The 16,192-nt window shown below is 71.8% G+C and carries 12 protein-coding genes; 5 read left to right on the plus strand and 7 right to left on the minus strand.

Annotated elements, in window-relative coordinates; all coding sequences use genetic code 11:
* Positions 1 to 60: 60 nt before the first annotated feature.
* The 4 genes from AB0C01_RS01465 to AB0C01_RS01480 form a co-directional block, all read right to left on the minus strand.
* A complete protein-coding gene (locus AB0C01_RS01465; protein WP_357569924.1) occupies positions 61 to 849 on the minus strand; it encodes an ABC transporter ATP-binding protein in 789 nt (262 codons plus the stop codon).
* Positions 850 to 868: 19 nt separating this feature from the next.
* Positions 869 to 1,966, minus strand: coding sequence for an iron ABC transporter permease (locus tag AB0C01_RS01470; protein WP_357569925.1), 1,098 nt, complete (start codon positions 1,964 to 1,966; stop codon positions 869 to 871).
* Positions 1,963 to 3,009, minus strand: coding sequence for an iron ABC transporter permease (locus AB0C01_RS01475; RefSeq protein ID WP_357245625.1), 1,047 nt, complete (start codon positions 3,007 to 3,009; stop codon positions 1,963 to 1,965). The genes AB0C01_RS01470 and AB0C01_RS01475 overlap by 4 nt, the downstream gene beginning before the upstream one ends.
* A gap of 61 nt (positions 3,010 to 3,070) precedes the next feature.
* Positions 3,071 to 5,032, minus strand: a complete 1,962-nt coding sequence (locus AB0C01_RS01480; RefSeq protein ID WP_357569926.1) for a multicopper oxidase domain-containing protein — start codon at positions 5,030 to 5,032, stop codon at positions 3,071 to 3,073.
* Between the two features lie 130 nt (positions 5,033 to 5,162).
* Between AB0C01_RS01480 and AB0C01_RS01485 the strand changes: the two genes are divergently transcribed.
* Positions 5,163 to 5,522 (plus strand): YciI family protein, encoded by a 360-nt coding sequence (locus AB0C01_RS01485; RefSeq protein ID WP_357569927.1) that lies wholly within the window; start codon positions 5,163 to 5,165, stop codon positions 5,520 to 5,522.
* 1 nt (position 5,523) lies between these two features.
* Here AB0C01_RS01485 and AB0C01_RS01490 read toward each other — a convergent pair whose 3' ends face one another.
* Complete coding sequence (locus AB0C01_RS01490; RefSeq protein ID WP_357569928.1) at positions 5,524 to 5,925, minus strand: cytidine deaminase; 402 nt, start codon at positions 5,923 to 5,925, stop codon at positions 5,524 to 5,526.
* An 88-nt stretch (positions 5,926 to 6,013) separates the two neighbouring features.
* On the opposite strand from AB0C01_RS01490, the gene hrpA reads away from it, so the two are divergent.
* Complete coding sequence (gene hrpA / locus AB0C01_RS01495) at positions 6,014 to 10,087, plus strand: ATP-dependent RNA helicase HrpA (RefSeq protein ID WP_357569929.1); 4,074 nt, start codon at positions 6,014 to 6,016, stop codon at positions 10,085 to 10,087.
* A gap of 18 nt (positions 10,088 to 10,105) precedes the next feature.
* Here hrpA and rfbB read toward each other — a convergent pair whose 3' ends face one another.
* Together rfbB and AB0C01_RS01505 are read right to left on the minus strand one after the other, a co-directional pair.
* A complete protein-coding gene (gene rfbB / locus AB0C01_RS01500) occupies positions 10,106 to 11,146 on the minus strand; it encodes a dTDP-glucose 4,6-dehydratase (protein ID WP_357569930.1) in 1,041 nt (346 codons plus the stop codon).
* Between the two features lie 156 nt (positions 11,147 to 11,302).
* Entirely contained in the window at positions 11,303 to 12,232 is a 930-nt protein-coding gene (locus tag AB0C01_RS01505) for a LysR family transcriptional regulator (protein WP_357245640.1), read from the minus strand.
* A 35-nt stretch (positions 12,233 to 12,267) separates the two neighbouring features.
* On the opposite strand from AB0C01_RS01505, the gene AB0C01_RS01510 reads away from it, so the two are divergent.
* From AB0C01_RS01510 to AB0C01_RS01520, 3 genes are read left to right on the plus strand one after another with little or no spacing between them, the layout of a single operon-like run.
* The gene (locus tag AB0C01_RS01510; RefSeq protein WP_357569931.1) at positions 12,268 to 12,999 is read left to right on the plus strand and encodes a succinate dehydrogenase cytochrome b subunit; all 732 of its coding nucleotides are present in this window, start codon (positions 12,268 to 12,270) and stop codon (positions 12,997 to 12,999) included.
* Position 13,000: 1 nt separating this feature from the next.
* Entirely contained in the window at positions 13,001 to 14,938 is a 1,938-nt protein-coding gene (locus tag AB0C01_RS01515) for a fumarate reductase/succinate dehydrogenase flavoprotein subunit (RefSeq protein WP_357569932.1), read from the plus strand.
* Positions 14,935 to 15,699, plus strand: a complete 765-nt coding sequence (locus AB0C01_RS01520) for a succinate dehydrogenase/fumarate reductase iron-sulfur subunit (protein ID WP_357569933.1) — start codon at positions 14,935 to 14,937, stop codon at positions 15,697 to 15,699. Before AB0C01_RS01515 ends, AB0C01_RS01520 begins: the two co-directional genes overlap by 4 nt.
* The last annotated feature ends 493 nt before the right edge of the window (positions 15,700 to 16,192 follow it).

Genomic DNA, 16,192 nt, shown 5'->3' on the forward strand with positions numbered 1-16,192 from the left:
AGTCCTTTCGAGGGGTACGAGCCGACGAGCGGGATGGCCGCGTCGCCGGTGGGGCGGGGGTCAGGCGGAGTTGCCGCCGCTGTACGCGGGTACCACCAGCGGCGCGCCGGTGACCGGGCAGGGCACGACCACGCAGGCCAGCCCGAAGACGTCGCGGACCAGGTCGGCGGTGAGGATCTCCCGGGGCGGTCCGGCGGCCACCACGGCACCGTCGCGCATCGCGACCAGGTGGTCGGCGTAGCGGGCGGCCTGGTTCAGGTCGTGCAACACGGCGACCACGGTGCGGCCCCGCTCGACGCGTAGCCGGTGCAGGAGGTCCAGCACCTCCACCTGGTGGGCCAGGTCGAGGAAGGTGGTCGGCTCGTCCAGCAGCAGGGCGTCGGTGTCCTGGGCGAGCGTCATGGCGATCCACACCCGCTGCCGCTGCCCGCCGGAGAGGCTGTCCACCGGCCGGTGGGCCAGGTCGGTCACGTCGGCCAGGGTCATCGCCCGGTCGACGGCCGCGCCGTCCTCCGGCGACCACTGCCGCCACCACCGCTGGTAGGGCTGCCGGCCGCGCCCGACCAGGTCAGCCACGGTGACGCCCTCGGGCACCAGCGGGCTCTGCGGCAGGACGCCGAGGCGGCGGGCCACCTCCCGGGTGGGCAGCTCGCGGATCGCGGTGCCGTCCAGCAGGACCGTGCCCCGGCGCGGGCTGAGCAGCCGGGCCATGGTGCGCAACAGGGTGGACTTGCCGCACGCGTTCGGGCCGACGATCACGGTGAACGCGTCGGTGGGCAGATCCAGGTCGAGCCCGTCGAGCACGGTCCGCTCGTCGTAGCCGGCGACCAGGTCGCGGGTGGAGAGCATCACACGACTCCTTGAGGCGTCACGACGACCGCCGCCGTCCGCGCAGCAGCAGGAAGATCAGGTACGGGCCGCCGATCGCGGCGGTCAGCACACCGGCGGGCAGTTGGGTGGGTGCGAGCAGGCGTCGGCCGGCCAGGTCGGCCAGCACCAGCAGCAGCGCGCCGAGCAGCGCGGCGCAGACCAGCGGTGGCCGTTCGGCGCGGACCAGTCGACGGGCCACCTGGGGCGCGACCAGCGCGACGAAGTCGACGGCGCCGACCTGGGCGGTGACCATCGCGGCGACGAGGACGCCGGCGCCGGCCAGGCCGATCCGGCGGGCCACCGGGCGCAGCCCGACGCCGCGGGCGGTGTCGTCGTCCAGGGCGGTGCTGTTCAGCGCCCAACCGGCCCAGGCCAGCACCGGCAGCAGCACCAGCAGGGTGCCGGCGATCCAGGCGGCCTCGGTCCAGCCCTTGCCGGCCAGGGTGCCGATCAGCCAGATCTGCGCGCGCAGCCCGTCGATCGGGTCGGCGGTGAGCATGACCACCTCGGTCAGTGCCCGGAAGGCGAACGCCACCGCCACGCCGGCGAGGACGAACCGCTGCGCGGCCAGCCCGTGCCGGGCGCCCAGGGCGAACAGCAGCACCGCCGCGAGCAGCCCGCCCACCAGCGCGGTGGGTGCCACCAGCACCGCCGCCATGCCGCTGGTCAGGGCCACCGTCGCGGCAAGACCGGCGCCCTGGGTGATGCCGATGACGTCCGGGCTGGCGAGCGGGTTGCGGGCCACGCTCTGGATCAGGGTGCCGGCGATGCCGAAGGCCGCGCCGGCCGTCGCCGCCAGCACGACCCGCGGCAACCGAAGATCAAAGACCACGAGGTCGTACGGGGTGCCGGCGCCGGAGAGGGCGCGCAACACGTCGGCCGGGGCGACGTACGGGGTGCCCAGGGAGAGGCTGAGCACGACGGCCAGCAGCAGCAGCACGGTCAGCACGGCGGCGCCCAGCACCGCGCGACGGCGGATGACCAGGCTGACCGGGCCGAGCCGCAGCAGCGACCGTCCGGCCAGCCGGGCGTCGCCGTTGGTGGGTGACAGGCCGGCCGGGGCGGACGAACCCGCGGAGCGCTGGGTGGTGGTCACGCGGTCACCACCCGGGCGCGGCGGACCAGGACGGCCAGCAGCGGCGCGCCGATCAGCGCGGTGACGATCCCGGCCGGTATCTCGCCGGGTGGGGCGACGAGCCGGCCGACGACGTCGGCGCCGAGCAGCAGCGCCGGGCCGAGCAGGGCGGAGACGGCGAGGGTCCAGCGGTGGTCCGCGCCGACCAGGGCGCGGGCCAGGTGTGGCACGGCCAACCCGACGAAGGCGACCGGTCCGGCTGCCGCCACCGCCGCGCCGGTCAGCAGCACGGCGGCGAGACCACCGCCGAGGCGGACCAGGCCGATGCGGTGGCCGAGGCCGCGGGCCACGTCGTCGCCGAGGGCCAGCGCGTCCAGACCTCGGGCCACCAGGGCGGCAAGCACCAGCCCGGCGAGGACGAAGGGCAGCACCTGCGCGGCGACCGAGAGGTCGCGGCCGGCCAGCCCGCCGACCACCCAGAACCGGTACTCCTCGAAGGTGCGGGCGTCGATGCTGAGCAGCGCGTACACCCCGGAGGCCAGGCTGGCGTCGAGGGCCGCGCCGACGAGCGCGAGGGTGACCGGGCTGGCGCCCTCGCGGGCGCGGGTGGCGATGGCGAAGACCAGCAGGCCGGCGATCAGCGCCCCGGCGATGCCGAACCAGACGTACCCGGCGAGCGTGCTGACGCCGAAGACGGAGATGGCGAGCACCACACCGAACGACGCGCCCGCGCTGATGCCGAGGATGCGCGGCTCGGCCAGCGGGTTGCGGGTGAGCGCCTGGAACAACACGCCGGCCACGGCGAGGGCGAGACCGACGGTGAGGCCGAGCGCGGTACGCGGCATCCGCAACTCGCGCACGATGGTGCTGGCCTCGCCGCCGTCCGGTGCGACGAGAGCGTGCCAGACCTGGTCGACGCCGAGGTCCCGACTGCCGAGCGCGAAGCTGGCCAGCACGGCGAGCAGCAGCACCAGCGCGGAGCCGACGGTGACGGCCACCCGGCGGCCGGTGCGGGTGCCGGACCGGCCGCGGACCTGGGTCGGCCGGCTGGCGAGCGCGGTCACGAATCTCCCTGCACGATCGGGCTTAGGTTCGCCTAACCTTAGCCGACCTGCGGAAAGTGACCTAACCGGCGTCGGTCGATGCCGTCGAGGGCTCCTCCGGTACGCCCGGCGCGCCACCGTCGCCGGTCTCCGCGCCGCCGCGCGGCAGTACGGTCAGCGGCCGCATCATCTCGTTGTCCTCGTGCTCCAAGAGGTGGCAGTGCCAGGCATAGCGGCCCGGCAGGTCGAAGTGCGCCTTGATCCGGGTCACCTCCCACGGGTACGCGAGCACCGTGTCCATCCGCCCCCGGTGTCCCGGGCCGGGCCGCGCCCGGCCGGACTGCCCCTGGCCCAGCAACTCGAACTGGACCTGGTGCAGGTGGACCGGGTGCACGTGGCGGGTGAAGTTGCGCACCTCCCACACCTCGGTCGTGCCGAGGGTGGGCTGTTCGGTCACCGGGTCGCTCCAGCGCAGCGGCAGACCACGGCCACGCTCGTCGAGGACGCCGAGGAGCATGGTCATCGAGCCGTCGGACGTCCGCTCGTTGAGCGACAGCCGGCGGACCCGTTGGGCCGTTCCGAGCCGCGGTTGCCCCGGCAGCCGCAGCTGCTCCGGCGGCACGCTCGGGTCCACCTCGGCCGTATCGGTGACCACGAAGCGCAGCACCTGCCCGGTGGTCCGCGGGTCGGCCGGCGCGAAGTCCACACCCGGCCGGCCGCCGCCGTACATCCCGTCGGGTCCCTCGTTGACGAGGTACAGCTCGGTGCCGGCCGGCACGTCGGTGAAGTCGACGATCGCGTCGACCCGCTGGGCGGGGCCGAGCGCCACGCGCTCGTGCGGCACCGGCTCGGGCAGGAAGCCGCCGTCGCTGCCGATCTGCCAGACCGGGAGCACTGGACGGGCCGGCCGCGCGGTGGCGTTGGCGGTCACGCTGAGCAGCAGGAAGCGGCTGTTGCAGGCGTTCAGCAACCGGAATCGGTAACGCCGGCGCCGCACCGTGAGCGTGGGCCAGGTACGACCGTTGACCACCATGGTGGAGGCGGAGAACCCGGGCACCCAGGTCGGCGGCCCGTCGCCGCCGCCGGAGTATCGCCGCGGGTAGCGCAGCTCGCCGTCGGCGGTGAAACTGCGGTCCTGGATCATCAGCGGGATGTCGTGGTGTGCGGTGTGCGGCGCGTCGGCGCGGGCCGGCGCCGGGCCGGGCAGCACCCCGTCCGGCAGGTCGTCCCCACCGCCGCCGAGCAGGTAGAACCCGGCCGGCCCGGCGTAGACGTTCGCCCGGGTGAGCCCAAGCGTGTGGTCGTGGTACCAGAGGGTGCAGGGCCGCTGGTCGTTGGCGTACTCGAAGGTGGCCGAACCCGGCGCCCAGCGCAGGCCGGAGCGTTCGGCGAAGCGGGACCGGAACTCGCGGTACGCGCCGCCGGCCACGGCGAAGTCGGGCGGTAGGTCGCGGGCCACCGGCAGGTACCACGCCTCGGAGTGCCCGTCGCTCTCCTGCGTGCTGTGCCCACCGTGCAGGTGCACCACCTGCGGCACCGGCCCGCGGTATCCCTGCGGGCTGCCGTCCGAGTGCCCGTGTCGGTCGCGGCCCTCGACGCCACCGGCCGGGTTGGCCCAGTGCAGGGTGGGGTCCACCGGCAGCAGGTGCGGCAGGTAGTCGCCCCGGCCGTCGACGAGCTGGTTGACCCAGGTCACCCGCACCGGGCGGCCGACCCGCGCCACGATGCTCGGGGCGGGGTAGCCGAAGCTGTCGGGATGGGCGGTGGAGCCGTAACCCCACACGGTGGTGCGCGGCCACGACGGCGGCAGGATCTGCTGGCGGAACTGTCGCACCGCGATCTCGTACGTGTCGCGCTCCGGGTCGGTCGCCACCGCTGGCATGGCCGGCGGGATCCGCAGCGGTGTGACGTACTTCGGGATGTCACGGGCGTCCAGCGTCGCCAGCGCGGTGGCCGCCCGGCCGGACGTCGTCCAACCCGCCGGACCCAGCAGCGCGGCGCTGCCGGCGGCACCAGCCGCGAACAGCCGTCGTCTGGTGACCATGGCGCACCTCCACGTGTTCGCGACCCGGACAGAAGAAGAATGGGTTTCGCGGAGTGCCACCGGATGGGCAGAAGGCGGATCAGACCCATAAGAGGGACAAACCGCACCAGTCGCGTCCTAGGGTGTGGGCATGCGATTCGACCAGCACACGGTCGTCCTGCTCCTCCGACCGGCGGACCCGCCGGAGTTGCCGCAGGACGCGATCGACCGGTTGCAGGACGCGCATCTGGCCCACCAGGCGGGGCTGGTCGAGCAGGGGTTGGTGCTCGCGACCGGGCCGTTCCTGCACCCCGACGATGACCTGCTGCGGGGTTTCGTCGTGCTCTCCATCGCCCCGGACGAGGCGCGTGACCTCTACGCCAACGATCCGGCGGTGCGGGCCGGACGCCTGGTCGCGCAGGTGGCGAGCTGGCTGGTGCCGGAGGGCAACGTGCGGTTCGAGGGCGTGCCGATCCCCCGGTCGATGCTGGAGGCGGCGGCGGGCGACTGACTCAGCCGGCCAACGAACCGATCTCGACCACCCGCAGCGCGTCCAGCTCTCCGGTGATCACGCGCAGCGCCGGAAAGTAGTCGGCCAGCACCTGCCGGCAGTCGCCGCACGGCTCGCTGACGGCGCGGCCCCGGTCGGCGACCGTGACGATTGTCTCCAACTCGGTGACTCCCTGCGTGGCGGCCGTGCCGATCACCACGAGTTCGGCGCAGGACCCACCGGTGGCGTGTTGGACGTTCACGCCGGTGAAGACCCTCCCGTCGGCGGTCCGGGCGGCCGACGCGACGGTGTGGTGCTGGCTGCGGCAGCGCAGCTTGGCGACCGCGGTGGCGGCCTGCACCAACGCGCGGTCGGTGTCCCGCAGCTCCATCTCGGCCCCCAGCGCTCGACGTCGAGCGCCCACTCTAGGTGCCACCCCCGGACGTCGACGGACCGGCCGCGCGGTAACCCAGGGGCGGTACGCCGTCGGGCTGCCTATCCTTGGGCACGACATGCAGAATCCAATCGCCTCCGTCGCGACCGACCCGGTTCGCGAGCTGCACCGCCGCCTGCTCCCTCTGATGTTCCGCGACCAGCGCCGGCTCCAGCGGCGGCTGGACGGTGCCCGCAAGCTGCGCGACCCGCAGCGCCGGGAGGCGGCGCTCGCCGAGATCACCGCCGACCTGGTCCGGGCCGAACAGCGGCTCGCCACCCGCCAGGCCGCGGTGCCGGTGATCACGTACCCGGCGGGGTTGCCGGTCAGTGAGCGCAAGGACGACATCGCCGCCGCCATCCGCGACCACCAGGTGGTGATCGTCGCGGGTGAGACCGGCTCCGGCAAGACCACCCAGTTGCCCAAGATCTGCCTGGAGTTGGGGCGCGGGGTGCACGGCCTGATCGGGCACACCCAGCCCCGGCGGTTGGCGGCCCGGACGGTGGCCGACCGGATCGCCGAGGAACTGGGCACCGAGCTGGGTGACGTGGTCGGCTACAAGGTGCGCTTCAGCGACCAGGTCAGCGAGCGCAGCCTGGTCAAGCTGATGACCGACGGCATCCTGCTGGCCGAGTTGCAGACCGACCGGATGCTGCGCCAGTACGACACATTGATCATCGACGAGGCGCACGAGCGCAGCCTCAACATCGACTTCATCCTCGGGTACCTGCGGGAGCTGCTGCCCCGCCGACCCGACCTCAAGGTGATCATCACCTCGGCGACCATCGAGACCGACCGGTTCGCCCGGCACTTCGCCGGGCCACCGACGGCCGACGAACCGGAGGGCGTGCCCGCACCGGTGGTCGAGGTCTCCGGGCGCACCTACCCGGTGGAGGTGCGCTACCGGCCGCTGCTCGAACTGGCCGAGGGCGAGGAGGACGGCGACGGCGACGAGGAGAACGTCCGCGACCAGATCCAGGCCATCGGCGACGCCGTCGAGGAACTGGCCGGCGAGGGTCCCGGCGACATCCTGGTCTTCCTCAGCGGCGAACGCGAGATCCGGGACACCGCGGACGCGCTCGCCAAACTGGTGCAGACCAAGCGCTCCCTGCTCGGCACCGAGATCCTGCCGCTGTACGCGCGGCTCTCCAGCGCCGAGCAGCACCGCGTCTTCGCCGCGCACACCTCGCGTCGGGTGGTGCTCGCCACGAACGTCGCGGAGACCTCGCTGACCGTGCCCGGCATCAAGTACGTGGTGGACCCGGGCACCGCCCGGATCTCCCGCTACTCCAGCCGGCTCAAGGTGCAGCGGCTGCCGATCGAGCCGGTGTCCCAGGCGTCGGCCAACCAGCGCAAGGGTCGCTGTGGGCGTACCTCGGACGGCATCTGCATCCGCCTCTACGACGAGCAGGACTTCCTCTCCCGGCCCGAGTTCACCGACCCGGAGATCCTGCGCACCAACCTGGCGTCGGTCATCCTCCAGATGACCGCGATCGGGCTCGGCGACCTGGCCGCGTTCCCGTTCATCGACCCGCCGGACAAGCGCAACATCACCGACGGCGTCAACCTGCTGCACGAGCTGGGCGCGTTGGACCCGACCGAGGCCGACCCGGCGAAGCGGCTCACCGCGCTGGGCCGTCGCCTGGCCCAGTTGCCCGTCGACCCGCGGCTGGCCCGGATGGTGGTCGAGGGCGAACGCAACGGCTGCGCCACCGAGGTGCTGGTGATCGCCGCCGCGCTCTCCATCCAGGACCCGCGCGAGCGGCCGGCGGAGAAGCAGGCCCAGGCCGACCAGGCGCACGCCCGGTTCGCCGACAAGGAGTCGGACTTCGTCGCCTACCTCAACCTGTGGCGTTACCTGCGGGAGCAGCAGCGGGAGCTGTCCTCCAGCGCGTTCCGCCGGATGTGCAAGGCGGAATACCTCAACTACCTGCGGATCCGCGAGTGGCAGGACATCGTCGGCCAGTTGCGTCAGGTGTTGCGTACCCCGCCGCAGGAGGGTGATCGGCGCGGCGGGCGACCGGCGCGCGACACCGCCGACGGCGCGGACGCCGGCCGGGGGGAGAGCCGGCGCGGCGGCGCGGACCTGCCGGAGGAGATCGACACCCCGAAGGTGCACCAGTCGCTGCTTCCCGGCCTGCTGTCCCACGTCGGGCTCAAGGACGCCCAGAAACACGAGTACCTGGGGGCGCGGGGCGCGAAGTTCGGGATCTTCCCCGGATCGGCGCTGTTCAAGAAGCCGCCACGGTGGGTGATGGCCGCCGAGCTGGTGGAGACCTCCCGGCTGTGGGGCCGCATCGCCGGCCGGGTCGAGCCGGAGTGGGTCGAGCCGCTGGCGCAGCACCTGGTCAAGCGCAGCTACAGCGAGCCGCACTGGGAGAAGAAGCAGGCCGCGGTGATGGCCTACGAGAAGGTCACCCTGTACGGAGTCCCGCTCGTCACCTCCCGCAAGGTCAACTTCGGTCGGATCGACCCGGTGCTGAGCCGCGAGCTGTTCATCAGGCACGCCCTCGTCGAGGGCGACTGGCAGACCCACCACCAGTTCTGGGCGGACAACAAGCGGCTGCTCGCCGAGATCGAGGAGTTGGAGAGCCGGGCGAGACGCCGGGACATCCTGGTCGACGACGAGACCATCTTCGGCTTCTACGACCAGCGGATCCCCGCCGACGTGTCCTCCGGCCGGCACTTCGACAGCTGGTGGAAGAAGACCCGCCGGGAGCAGCCCGACCTGCTCACCTTCACCCGCGACGTGCTGGTCAACGACGGCCGGCCGGGGGTGGACGAGGACGACTACCCGGACGAGTGGCAGGCCGACGGGGTGCGCCTGCCGCTGACGTACCGGTTCGAGCCGGGCACGCCGGACGACGGCGTCACCGTGGACATCCCGCTTCCCCTGCTCAACCAGGTGCCGGCGGAGAGCTTCGACTGGCAGGTGCCGGGGCTGCGCGAGGAGACGGTGATCGCGCTGATCCGATCGCTGCCCAAGGCGATCCGCCGCAACTTCGTTCCGGTGCCGGACTACGCCCGCGCCGCCCTGGCGGCGATCACCCCCGGCGAGACGTCGCTGCTGGACGCGCTCACCCGTGAGCTGCGCCGGATGACCGGGGTCACCGTGCCCCGCGACGCCTGGGAGCCGGACAGGCTCCCCGCCCACCTCCGGGTGACCTTCCGGGTGCTCGGCGACGACGACAAACCGGTCGCCGAGGGCAAGGACCTGCCGGCCCTGCAACGTCAACTCCGCCAGGAGGTACGCCAGGTGGTGGCGGCCGCCGCGCCGGAGATCGCCCGTACCGGGCTGCGGGAGTGGAGCCTGGGCGCCCTGCCGAGGACCATCGAGCAGGTGCGCGCCGGATACGCGGTGACCGCGTACCCGGCGCTCGTCGACGAGGGCGCCACGGTCGGGGTGAAGGTGTTCGACTCCCCCGCCGAGGCGGAGGCGGCCCACTGGGCCGGCACCCGCCGGCTGCTGCGGCTCACCGTGCCCTCCCCGGCCCGGTTCCTACAGGGTCGGCTCAGCAACGAGGCGAAGCTGGCGCTCAGTCGCAACCCGCACGGCGGCGTGCAGGAGCTGATCGAGGACGCGGCCGGCGCGGCGATCGACCGGCTGATCGGCGACGCCGGCGGACCGGCCTGGGACGCCGAGGGGTTCGCGGCGCTGCGCGAGAAGGTCCGGGCCGACCTGGTCGACACCGTGGTCGAGGTGATGGACCGGGCCCGCCGGGTGCTCGCCGCCGCGTACGCCGTGGAACAGCGGCTCGGCGCGACCCGCAACCTCGCCGTGGTGGCCGCGCTCGCCGACATCCGCAAGCAGCTCGCCGGTCTGGTGCACGCCGGGTTCATCACCGAGGCCGGATACGCCCGGCTGCCCGACCTGTTGCGCTACCTCACCGCCATCGAGCGTCGACTGGACCGCCTCGGCGGCAACCCGCAGCGCGACCGCCAGCAGCAGGACCGCGTCGCGGTGGTGCAGAAGGAGTACGACGACCTGCTCGCCGCGCTGCCGCCGGCCCGCCGACAGGCGACCGCCGTGCGGCAGATCCGCTGGATGATCGAGGAGTTGCGGGTGAACGTCTTCGCCCAGGCGCTGGGTACCCCGTACCCCGTCTCGGAACAGCGGATCTACCGCGCGATGGACGACGCCGAGGGCCGCTGACACCGGCGGCCGCTGCGGTCAGCGCGCCTGGATGGAGAGCCCGCGGGCGCCCGCGGCGGTCCGCACGGTGCTGGTCAGCGCCGTGCCACGCGGGGGTGCGGCGGCGGCCGACCACCAGGCCCGGTTCTCCCGGTACCAGTGGAAGACCTCGCTCAGCCCATCCTCGAACCGGATCTGCGGCTCGAAGCCGAGCTCGTCGGTGATCTTGCGGTAGTCCAGCGAGTAGCGCTGGTCCTGCACCTTGCGGTCGGGTACGTGCCGGACCCGTTCCCAGCCGGCGCCGGCCAGCCGCAGGATCCGCTCGGCGAGGGCACGGTTGGTGAGTTCGAGGTCGCCACCGATGTTGTAGACCTCGCCGGCCCGGCCCTTGGCCAGCACCAGCGCGATGGCCCGGCAGTGGTCGTCCACGTGCAGCCACTCGCGCACCGCGCTGCCGTCGCCGTGCAGGGTGATGTCCTGACCGGTGAGCAGGCTGGTGACGAATCGCGGGATGACCTTCTCCACGTGCTGGTACGGGCCGTAGTTGTTGGCGCAGCGGGTGATCGACACGTCCACGTCGTAGGTGCGCCAGTAGGACCGGACCACGCAGTCGCTCGCGGCCTTCGACGCCGCGTACGGGGAGTTGGGCTCCAGCACGCAGGTCTCGTTCCAGGAACCGGCGCTGATCGAGCCGTACACCTCGTCGGTGGAGACGTGCACGACCCGGCCGACGCCTCCGCGTGCGCACGCGGCAAGCAGGTGGTGCGAACCCATCACGTTGGTCTCGAAGAACGGCGCCGGGTCGTCGATGGATCGGTCGACGTGGGATTCGGCGGCGAAGTGCACCACGGCGTCATGCCCCGGCACCACGTCGGCGAGCAACTGGCGGTCGCAGATGTCCCCGCGGACGAACGTCAGGCGGGGGTGCGCGGCCGGCAGGTTGGCCCGGTCACTGGCGTAGGTCAGCTTGTCGAGGACGGTCACGTCGCAGTGCTCGAACCCGGTGTAGCGCCCGCCGAGCAGACTCCGCGCGAAGTGCGATCCGATGAAGCCAGCACCGCCGGTAACCAGGATCCTCATGGATGGCCTCCCTGCCGGCGAGAAAGGCCGTCGGCGCGCTGAGACGAATGGGGCTTTTGCCCGCAAGGAACCACCTTAGGGGACCAGTGTCGGCACCATCGCTGATATCTACGCCTTAAGCATTATTTAACCCATCGGGTCGATTACCGGACCCGATCAGAGCGGATCCACGCCCGGCGGGAGGTCGTCACCGTCGATCGCCGACTGGATGTAGTCGAGCAGGATCCGCCGGAGCTCCCGGCCGGCGTGGGTCGGCACGACGTCGCGACGCCGGGCGACCGCGATCGTCCGCCGCACCCCGGGCGGGGCCAGCGGAGTGGCCCGCACGGCCGGGCGACGCGCCAGCACGATGCCCGGCACCAACGCGATGCCGAGTCCCGCCTCGACGAAGCTCAGCACCGCGTCCATCTCCCCGCCGTCCACCGCGAAGGTCGGTTCGAAGCCCGCGTCGCGGCACGCCTGGATGGTGGCGTCGCGCAGGTCGTACCCCTCCCGGAACATCACCATCGGCTGGTCGCGCAGGTCGGTGATGTGCAGGTCGCCGGTCACCGAGGCGGTCGGCACCTCCCCCACCGAGGCCACCACCAGGCTCTCCCGCAGGATCGGGTCGACGCGCAGGCCCGGGTCGGCGCCCTGGGCCGGCATGATGATCAGCGCCAGGTCGAGGTCGCCGCGCAGCAGGTCGCGGACGAGGTCCTGGGAGCCACTCTCCTCGACGCGCAGGTCGATGGTGGGGTGGGCGTCGCGGAACCGGCGCAGCACCGGCGGGGCGAGTGAGGTGGCCAGACTCGGGGTGGCCCCGAGCCGGACGCGGCCGCGGCGCAGCCCGACCAGCTCCTGCACCTCCCGGGTGGCGGTCTCCACGTCGGCGAGGATCCGGGTGGCCAGTGGCAGCAGCACCTCGCCCGCCGCGGTGAGGGCGATGTTGCCCCTTACCCGCTCGAACAACGGTGCCCCGAGGTCGGCCTCCAGAGCGTGAATTTGCTTACTGAGAGAAGGCTGAGTGATGCCCACGAGATCGGCGGCTTGGGTGAAATGTCGTACTTCGGCCACCGCGACGAAGTACCGGAGCTGATGGAGCTGCATCTACATAGCCTACGGCTATCAACACTGCGAGTTTGATGCATTGGACGACTGATCGAAGTGCTCCTAGCGTCGGTCCTGTGGTAATCACGAAAACTCGGTCGCCCATCCGCTCGAACGTCGGCCTCAAGGCCGTCATGGCGGTGACGGGCATCCTGCTGGCGCTGTTCCTCATCGCGCACATGTTCGGAAACCTGAAGGTGTTCACGGGGGAGACCTCGTTCGACCACTACGCGCACTGGCTGCGCGACATCGGCAAGCCGTTGCTGCCCGGCGTCTGGTTCCTGTGGATCCTGCGCACCGTGCTGGTGGTGGCGGTCGTCGCCCACATCGTGGCCGCCACCGTGCTGGCCCGGCGCGCCCGCGCGGCCCGCCCGGTCAGGTACGCCCACCGCAAGAAGGTCAACGGCAGCTACGCCGCCCGCACCATGCGCTGGGGTGGCGTGATCATCCTGCTCTTCGTGATCTACCACCTGCTGGACCTGACCACCGGCACGCTGAACCCGGTCGGCGACGCCAGCAAGCCGTACGGCAACGTCGTCGCCGACTTCGCGCCCGAGCGCTGGTACGTCACGCTCTTCTACACCCTCGCCATCCTCGCGGTCGGCTTCCACCTGCGCCACGGCGCGTTCAGCGCGTTCCGCAGCCTCGGCCAGCAGACACCGCGCGGCGAGCGCCGGGCGCGTACCGCCGCGCTGGTCTTCGCCGTGCTGCTCTGCGCCGGATACCTGGTGGTCCCGTTCGCCGTACTCACCGGATTGGTGTCCTGACATGGAACTCTTCACCGAGGGCGACCCGATCGCCGACACCAGGGCTCCCGCCGGCCCGGTCGAGAAGCGTTGGGAGACCCGGCGCTTCGAGGCCAAGCTGGTCAACCCCGCCAACCGCCGCAAGATGACCGTGATCGTGGTCGGCACCGGCCTGGCCGGCGGCTCCGCCGCCGCGACCCTGGCCGAGCAGGGCTACCACGTCAAGTCCTACTGCTACCAGGACAGCCCGCGCCGGGCGCACTCCATCGCGGCACAGGGCGGCATCAACGCGGCGAAGAACTACCGCAACGACGGCGACTCCGTGCACCGGCTGTTCTACGACACCGTCAAGGGCGGCGACTTCCGCTCCCGCGAGTCGAACGTGCACCGGCTCGCCGAGGTGTCGGTCAACATCATCGACCAGTGCGTCGCCCAGGGGGTGCCGTTCGCCCGCGAGTACGGCGGTCTGCTCGACACCCGCTCCTTCGGTGGCGCCCAGGTGCAGCGCACCTTCTACGCCCGGGGCCAGACGGGCCAGCAGCTCCTGCTCGGCGCGTACCAGGCCCTGGAGCGGCAGATCGGCCTCGGCAACGTCGAGATGAACGCCCGGCACGAGATGCTGGAACTGGTCCTCGTCGACGGCAAGGCCCGCGGCATCGTGGTCCGGGACCTGGTCACCGGCGAGATCAGCACCGAGATGGCCGACGCCGTGGTGCTCGCCTCCGGCGGGTACGGCAACGTCTTCTACCTCTCCACCAACGCCAAGGGCTGCAACGTCACCGCCACCTGGCGCGCGCACCGCAAGGGCGCGTACTTCGCCAACCCCTGCTACACGCAGATCCACCCGACCTGCATCCCGGTCTCCGGCGACCACCAGTCGAAGCTGACCCTGATGAGCGAGTCGCTGCGCAACGACGGCCGGGTCTGGGTGCCGAAGACCAAGGGTGACGACCGCAGCCCGAAGGACATCCCGGAGGACGAGCGGGACTACTACCTGGAGCGGATCTACCCCTCCTTCGGCAACCTGGTCCCCCGCGACATCGCCTCCCGCGCCGCCAAGAACGTCTGCGACGAGGGCCGGGGTGTCGGCCCGACGAAGCTCGGCGTCTACCTCGACTTCGCCGACGCCATCGGCCGGCTGGGCCGCAAGGCCATCGAGGCCAAGTACGGCAACCTCTTCGAGATGTACGAGCGGATCACCGGCGAGGACCCGTACGAGGTGCCGATGCGCATCTACCCCGCCGTGCACTACACGATGGGCGGCCTGTGGGTCGACTACGACCTCCAGTCGAACATCCCCGGCCTGTTCGTGATCGGCGAGGCGAACTTCTCCGACCACGGCGCGAACCGACTCGGCGCCTCGGCGCTGATGCAGGGCCTCGCCGACGGCTACTTCGTGCTGCCCACCACGATCGCCAACTACCTGGCGTCGGGCGGCCTGGAGAAGGTCGACGCCAGCCACCCGGCGGCCGTCGAGGCGCGTACCGAGGTCGAGAACCGCGTCCAGCGGCTGCTCGCGGTCGACGGCGACCGGACCGTGGACTCGTTCCACCGGGAGCTGGGCCAGATCATGTGGGAACACTGCGGCATGGAGCGCAGCGAGGCCGGTCTGCGCAAGGCGATCGACGAGATCCGTGCCCTGCGCGAGCAGTTCTGGCAGCGCGTCAAGGTGTCCGGCACCGGCGAGGAACTCAACCAGTCGCTGGAGAAGGCCGGCCGCGTCGCCGACTTCTTCGAACTGGCCGAGCTGATGTGCATCGACGCCCTGCACCGCGAGGAGTCCTGCGGCGGCCACTTCCGGGCCGAGCACCAGACCCCCGACGGTGAGGCGCAGCGCGACGACGACCGGTTCGCGTACGTGGCGGCCTGGGAGTTCACCGCCACCGGTGAGCCCTCCGTGCTGCACAAGGAAGACCTGAAGTTCGAATACGTCCACCCCACGCAGCGGAGCTACAAGTGAACCTGACCCTGCGCATCTGGCGCCAGAAGGGCCCTGAGGACAAGGGTCGGATGGTGACCTACCCGGTCGACGACGTGTCCCCGGACATGTCGTTCCTGGAGATGCTCGACGTGCTCAACGATCGGCTCATCCTCGCCGGCGAGGACCCGGTCGCCTTCGACCACGACTGCCGCGAGGGCATCTGCGGCATGTGCGGCCTGATGATCAACGGTGACGCGCACGGGCCGCAGCGCGGCACGACCGCCTGCCAGCTGCACATGCGACAGTTCACCGACGGCGAGACGATCGACATCGAGCCGTGGCGGGCCAGCGCCTTCCCGGTGATCAAGGACCTGGTGGTCAACCGGGGCGCCTTCGACAAGATCATCGCCGCCGGCGGTTACATCACCGCCCCGACCGGCAGCGCGCCCGAGGCGCACTCCACCCCGGTCGCCAAGGCCAACGCGGACGCCGCCTTCGAGTCGGCGGCCTGCATCGGCTGCGGCGCGTGCGTGGCGGCCTGCCCGAACGGCTCCGGCATGCTCTTCACCGCCGCCAAGCTCACCCAGCTCTCGCTGCTGCCGCAGGGCCAGCCGGAGCGCTACACCCGGGTCATCGGCATGGTCGACGCGCACGACGAGGCCGGCTTCGGCGGCTGCACCAACGCCGGCGAGTGCACCCCGGCCTGCCCGAAGGGCATCCCGCTGAACACCATCGGCCGCCTCAACCGCGACTACCTCGCGGCCACCGCCAAGGGCGCCGGCAACACCCCCGGTTCCTGACCGTCCGCCGCACCGACCGCCGTATCCCGCTCTCCCAGGGGGTACGGCGGTTTGGCGTTTGTCCTCCCGGCGGCATCGCCCCCGAACTGCTTGATCCACTCGGACTTCTTGAAGTCGGGCTGTCATCGCACCTCGGATACCGCGACTTCAAGGAACACGAGTCGATCAACCCGAGATCGGCCCGCGGCAGCTCCTCGAGAGCACGATCAATGGAGCAAGACGGGCATATCGACGCGTGATGGTCGGCAAACCGACCGGCGTACCCGAGCCCGACGGACAGCGGCCACCCACGGGGCTGGGGGCGACCGTTCCCGGCGGAGGGATCAAGCCTGACCGCCCGGAGCCGGGGACGGTCGCCCCCAGCCCCCCTACCGCAACCACCGACCGAGACGCCGCCCTCCAGCCCTCGACCGCAACCACCGAGACACAGCCCGAGTCGACAACAACCCGGACGTCGGAGGCGCGCTGGTTCAAGTGCCCGAGCCCGGGTAGC

It is taken from the genome of Micromonospora sp. NPDC048905 (genome assembly GCF_040649655.1).
In the GTDB taxonomy this organism is placed as follows: Bacteria; Actinomycetota; Actinomycetes; order Mycobacteriales; family Micromonosporaceae; genus Micromonospora.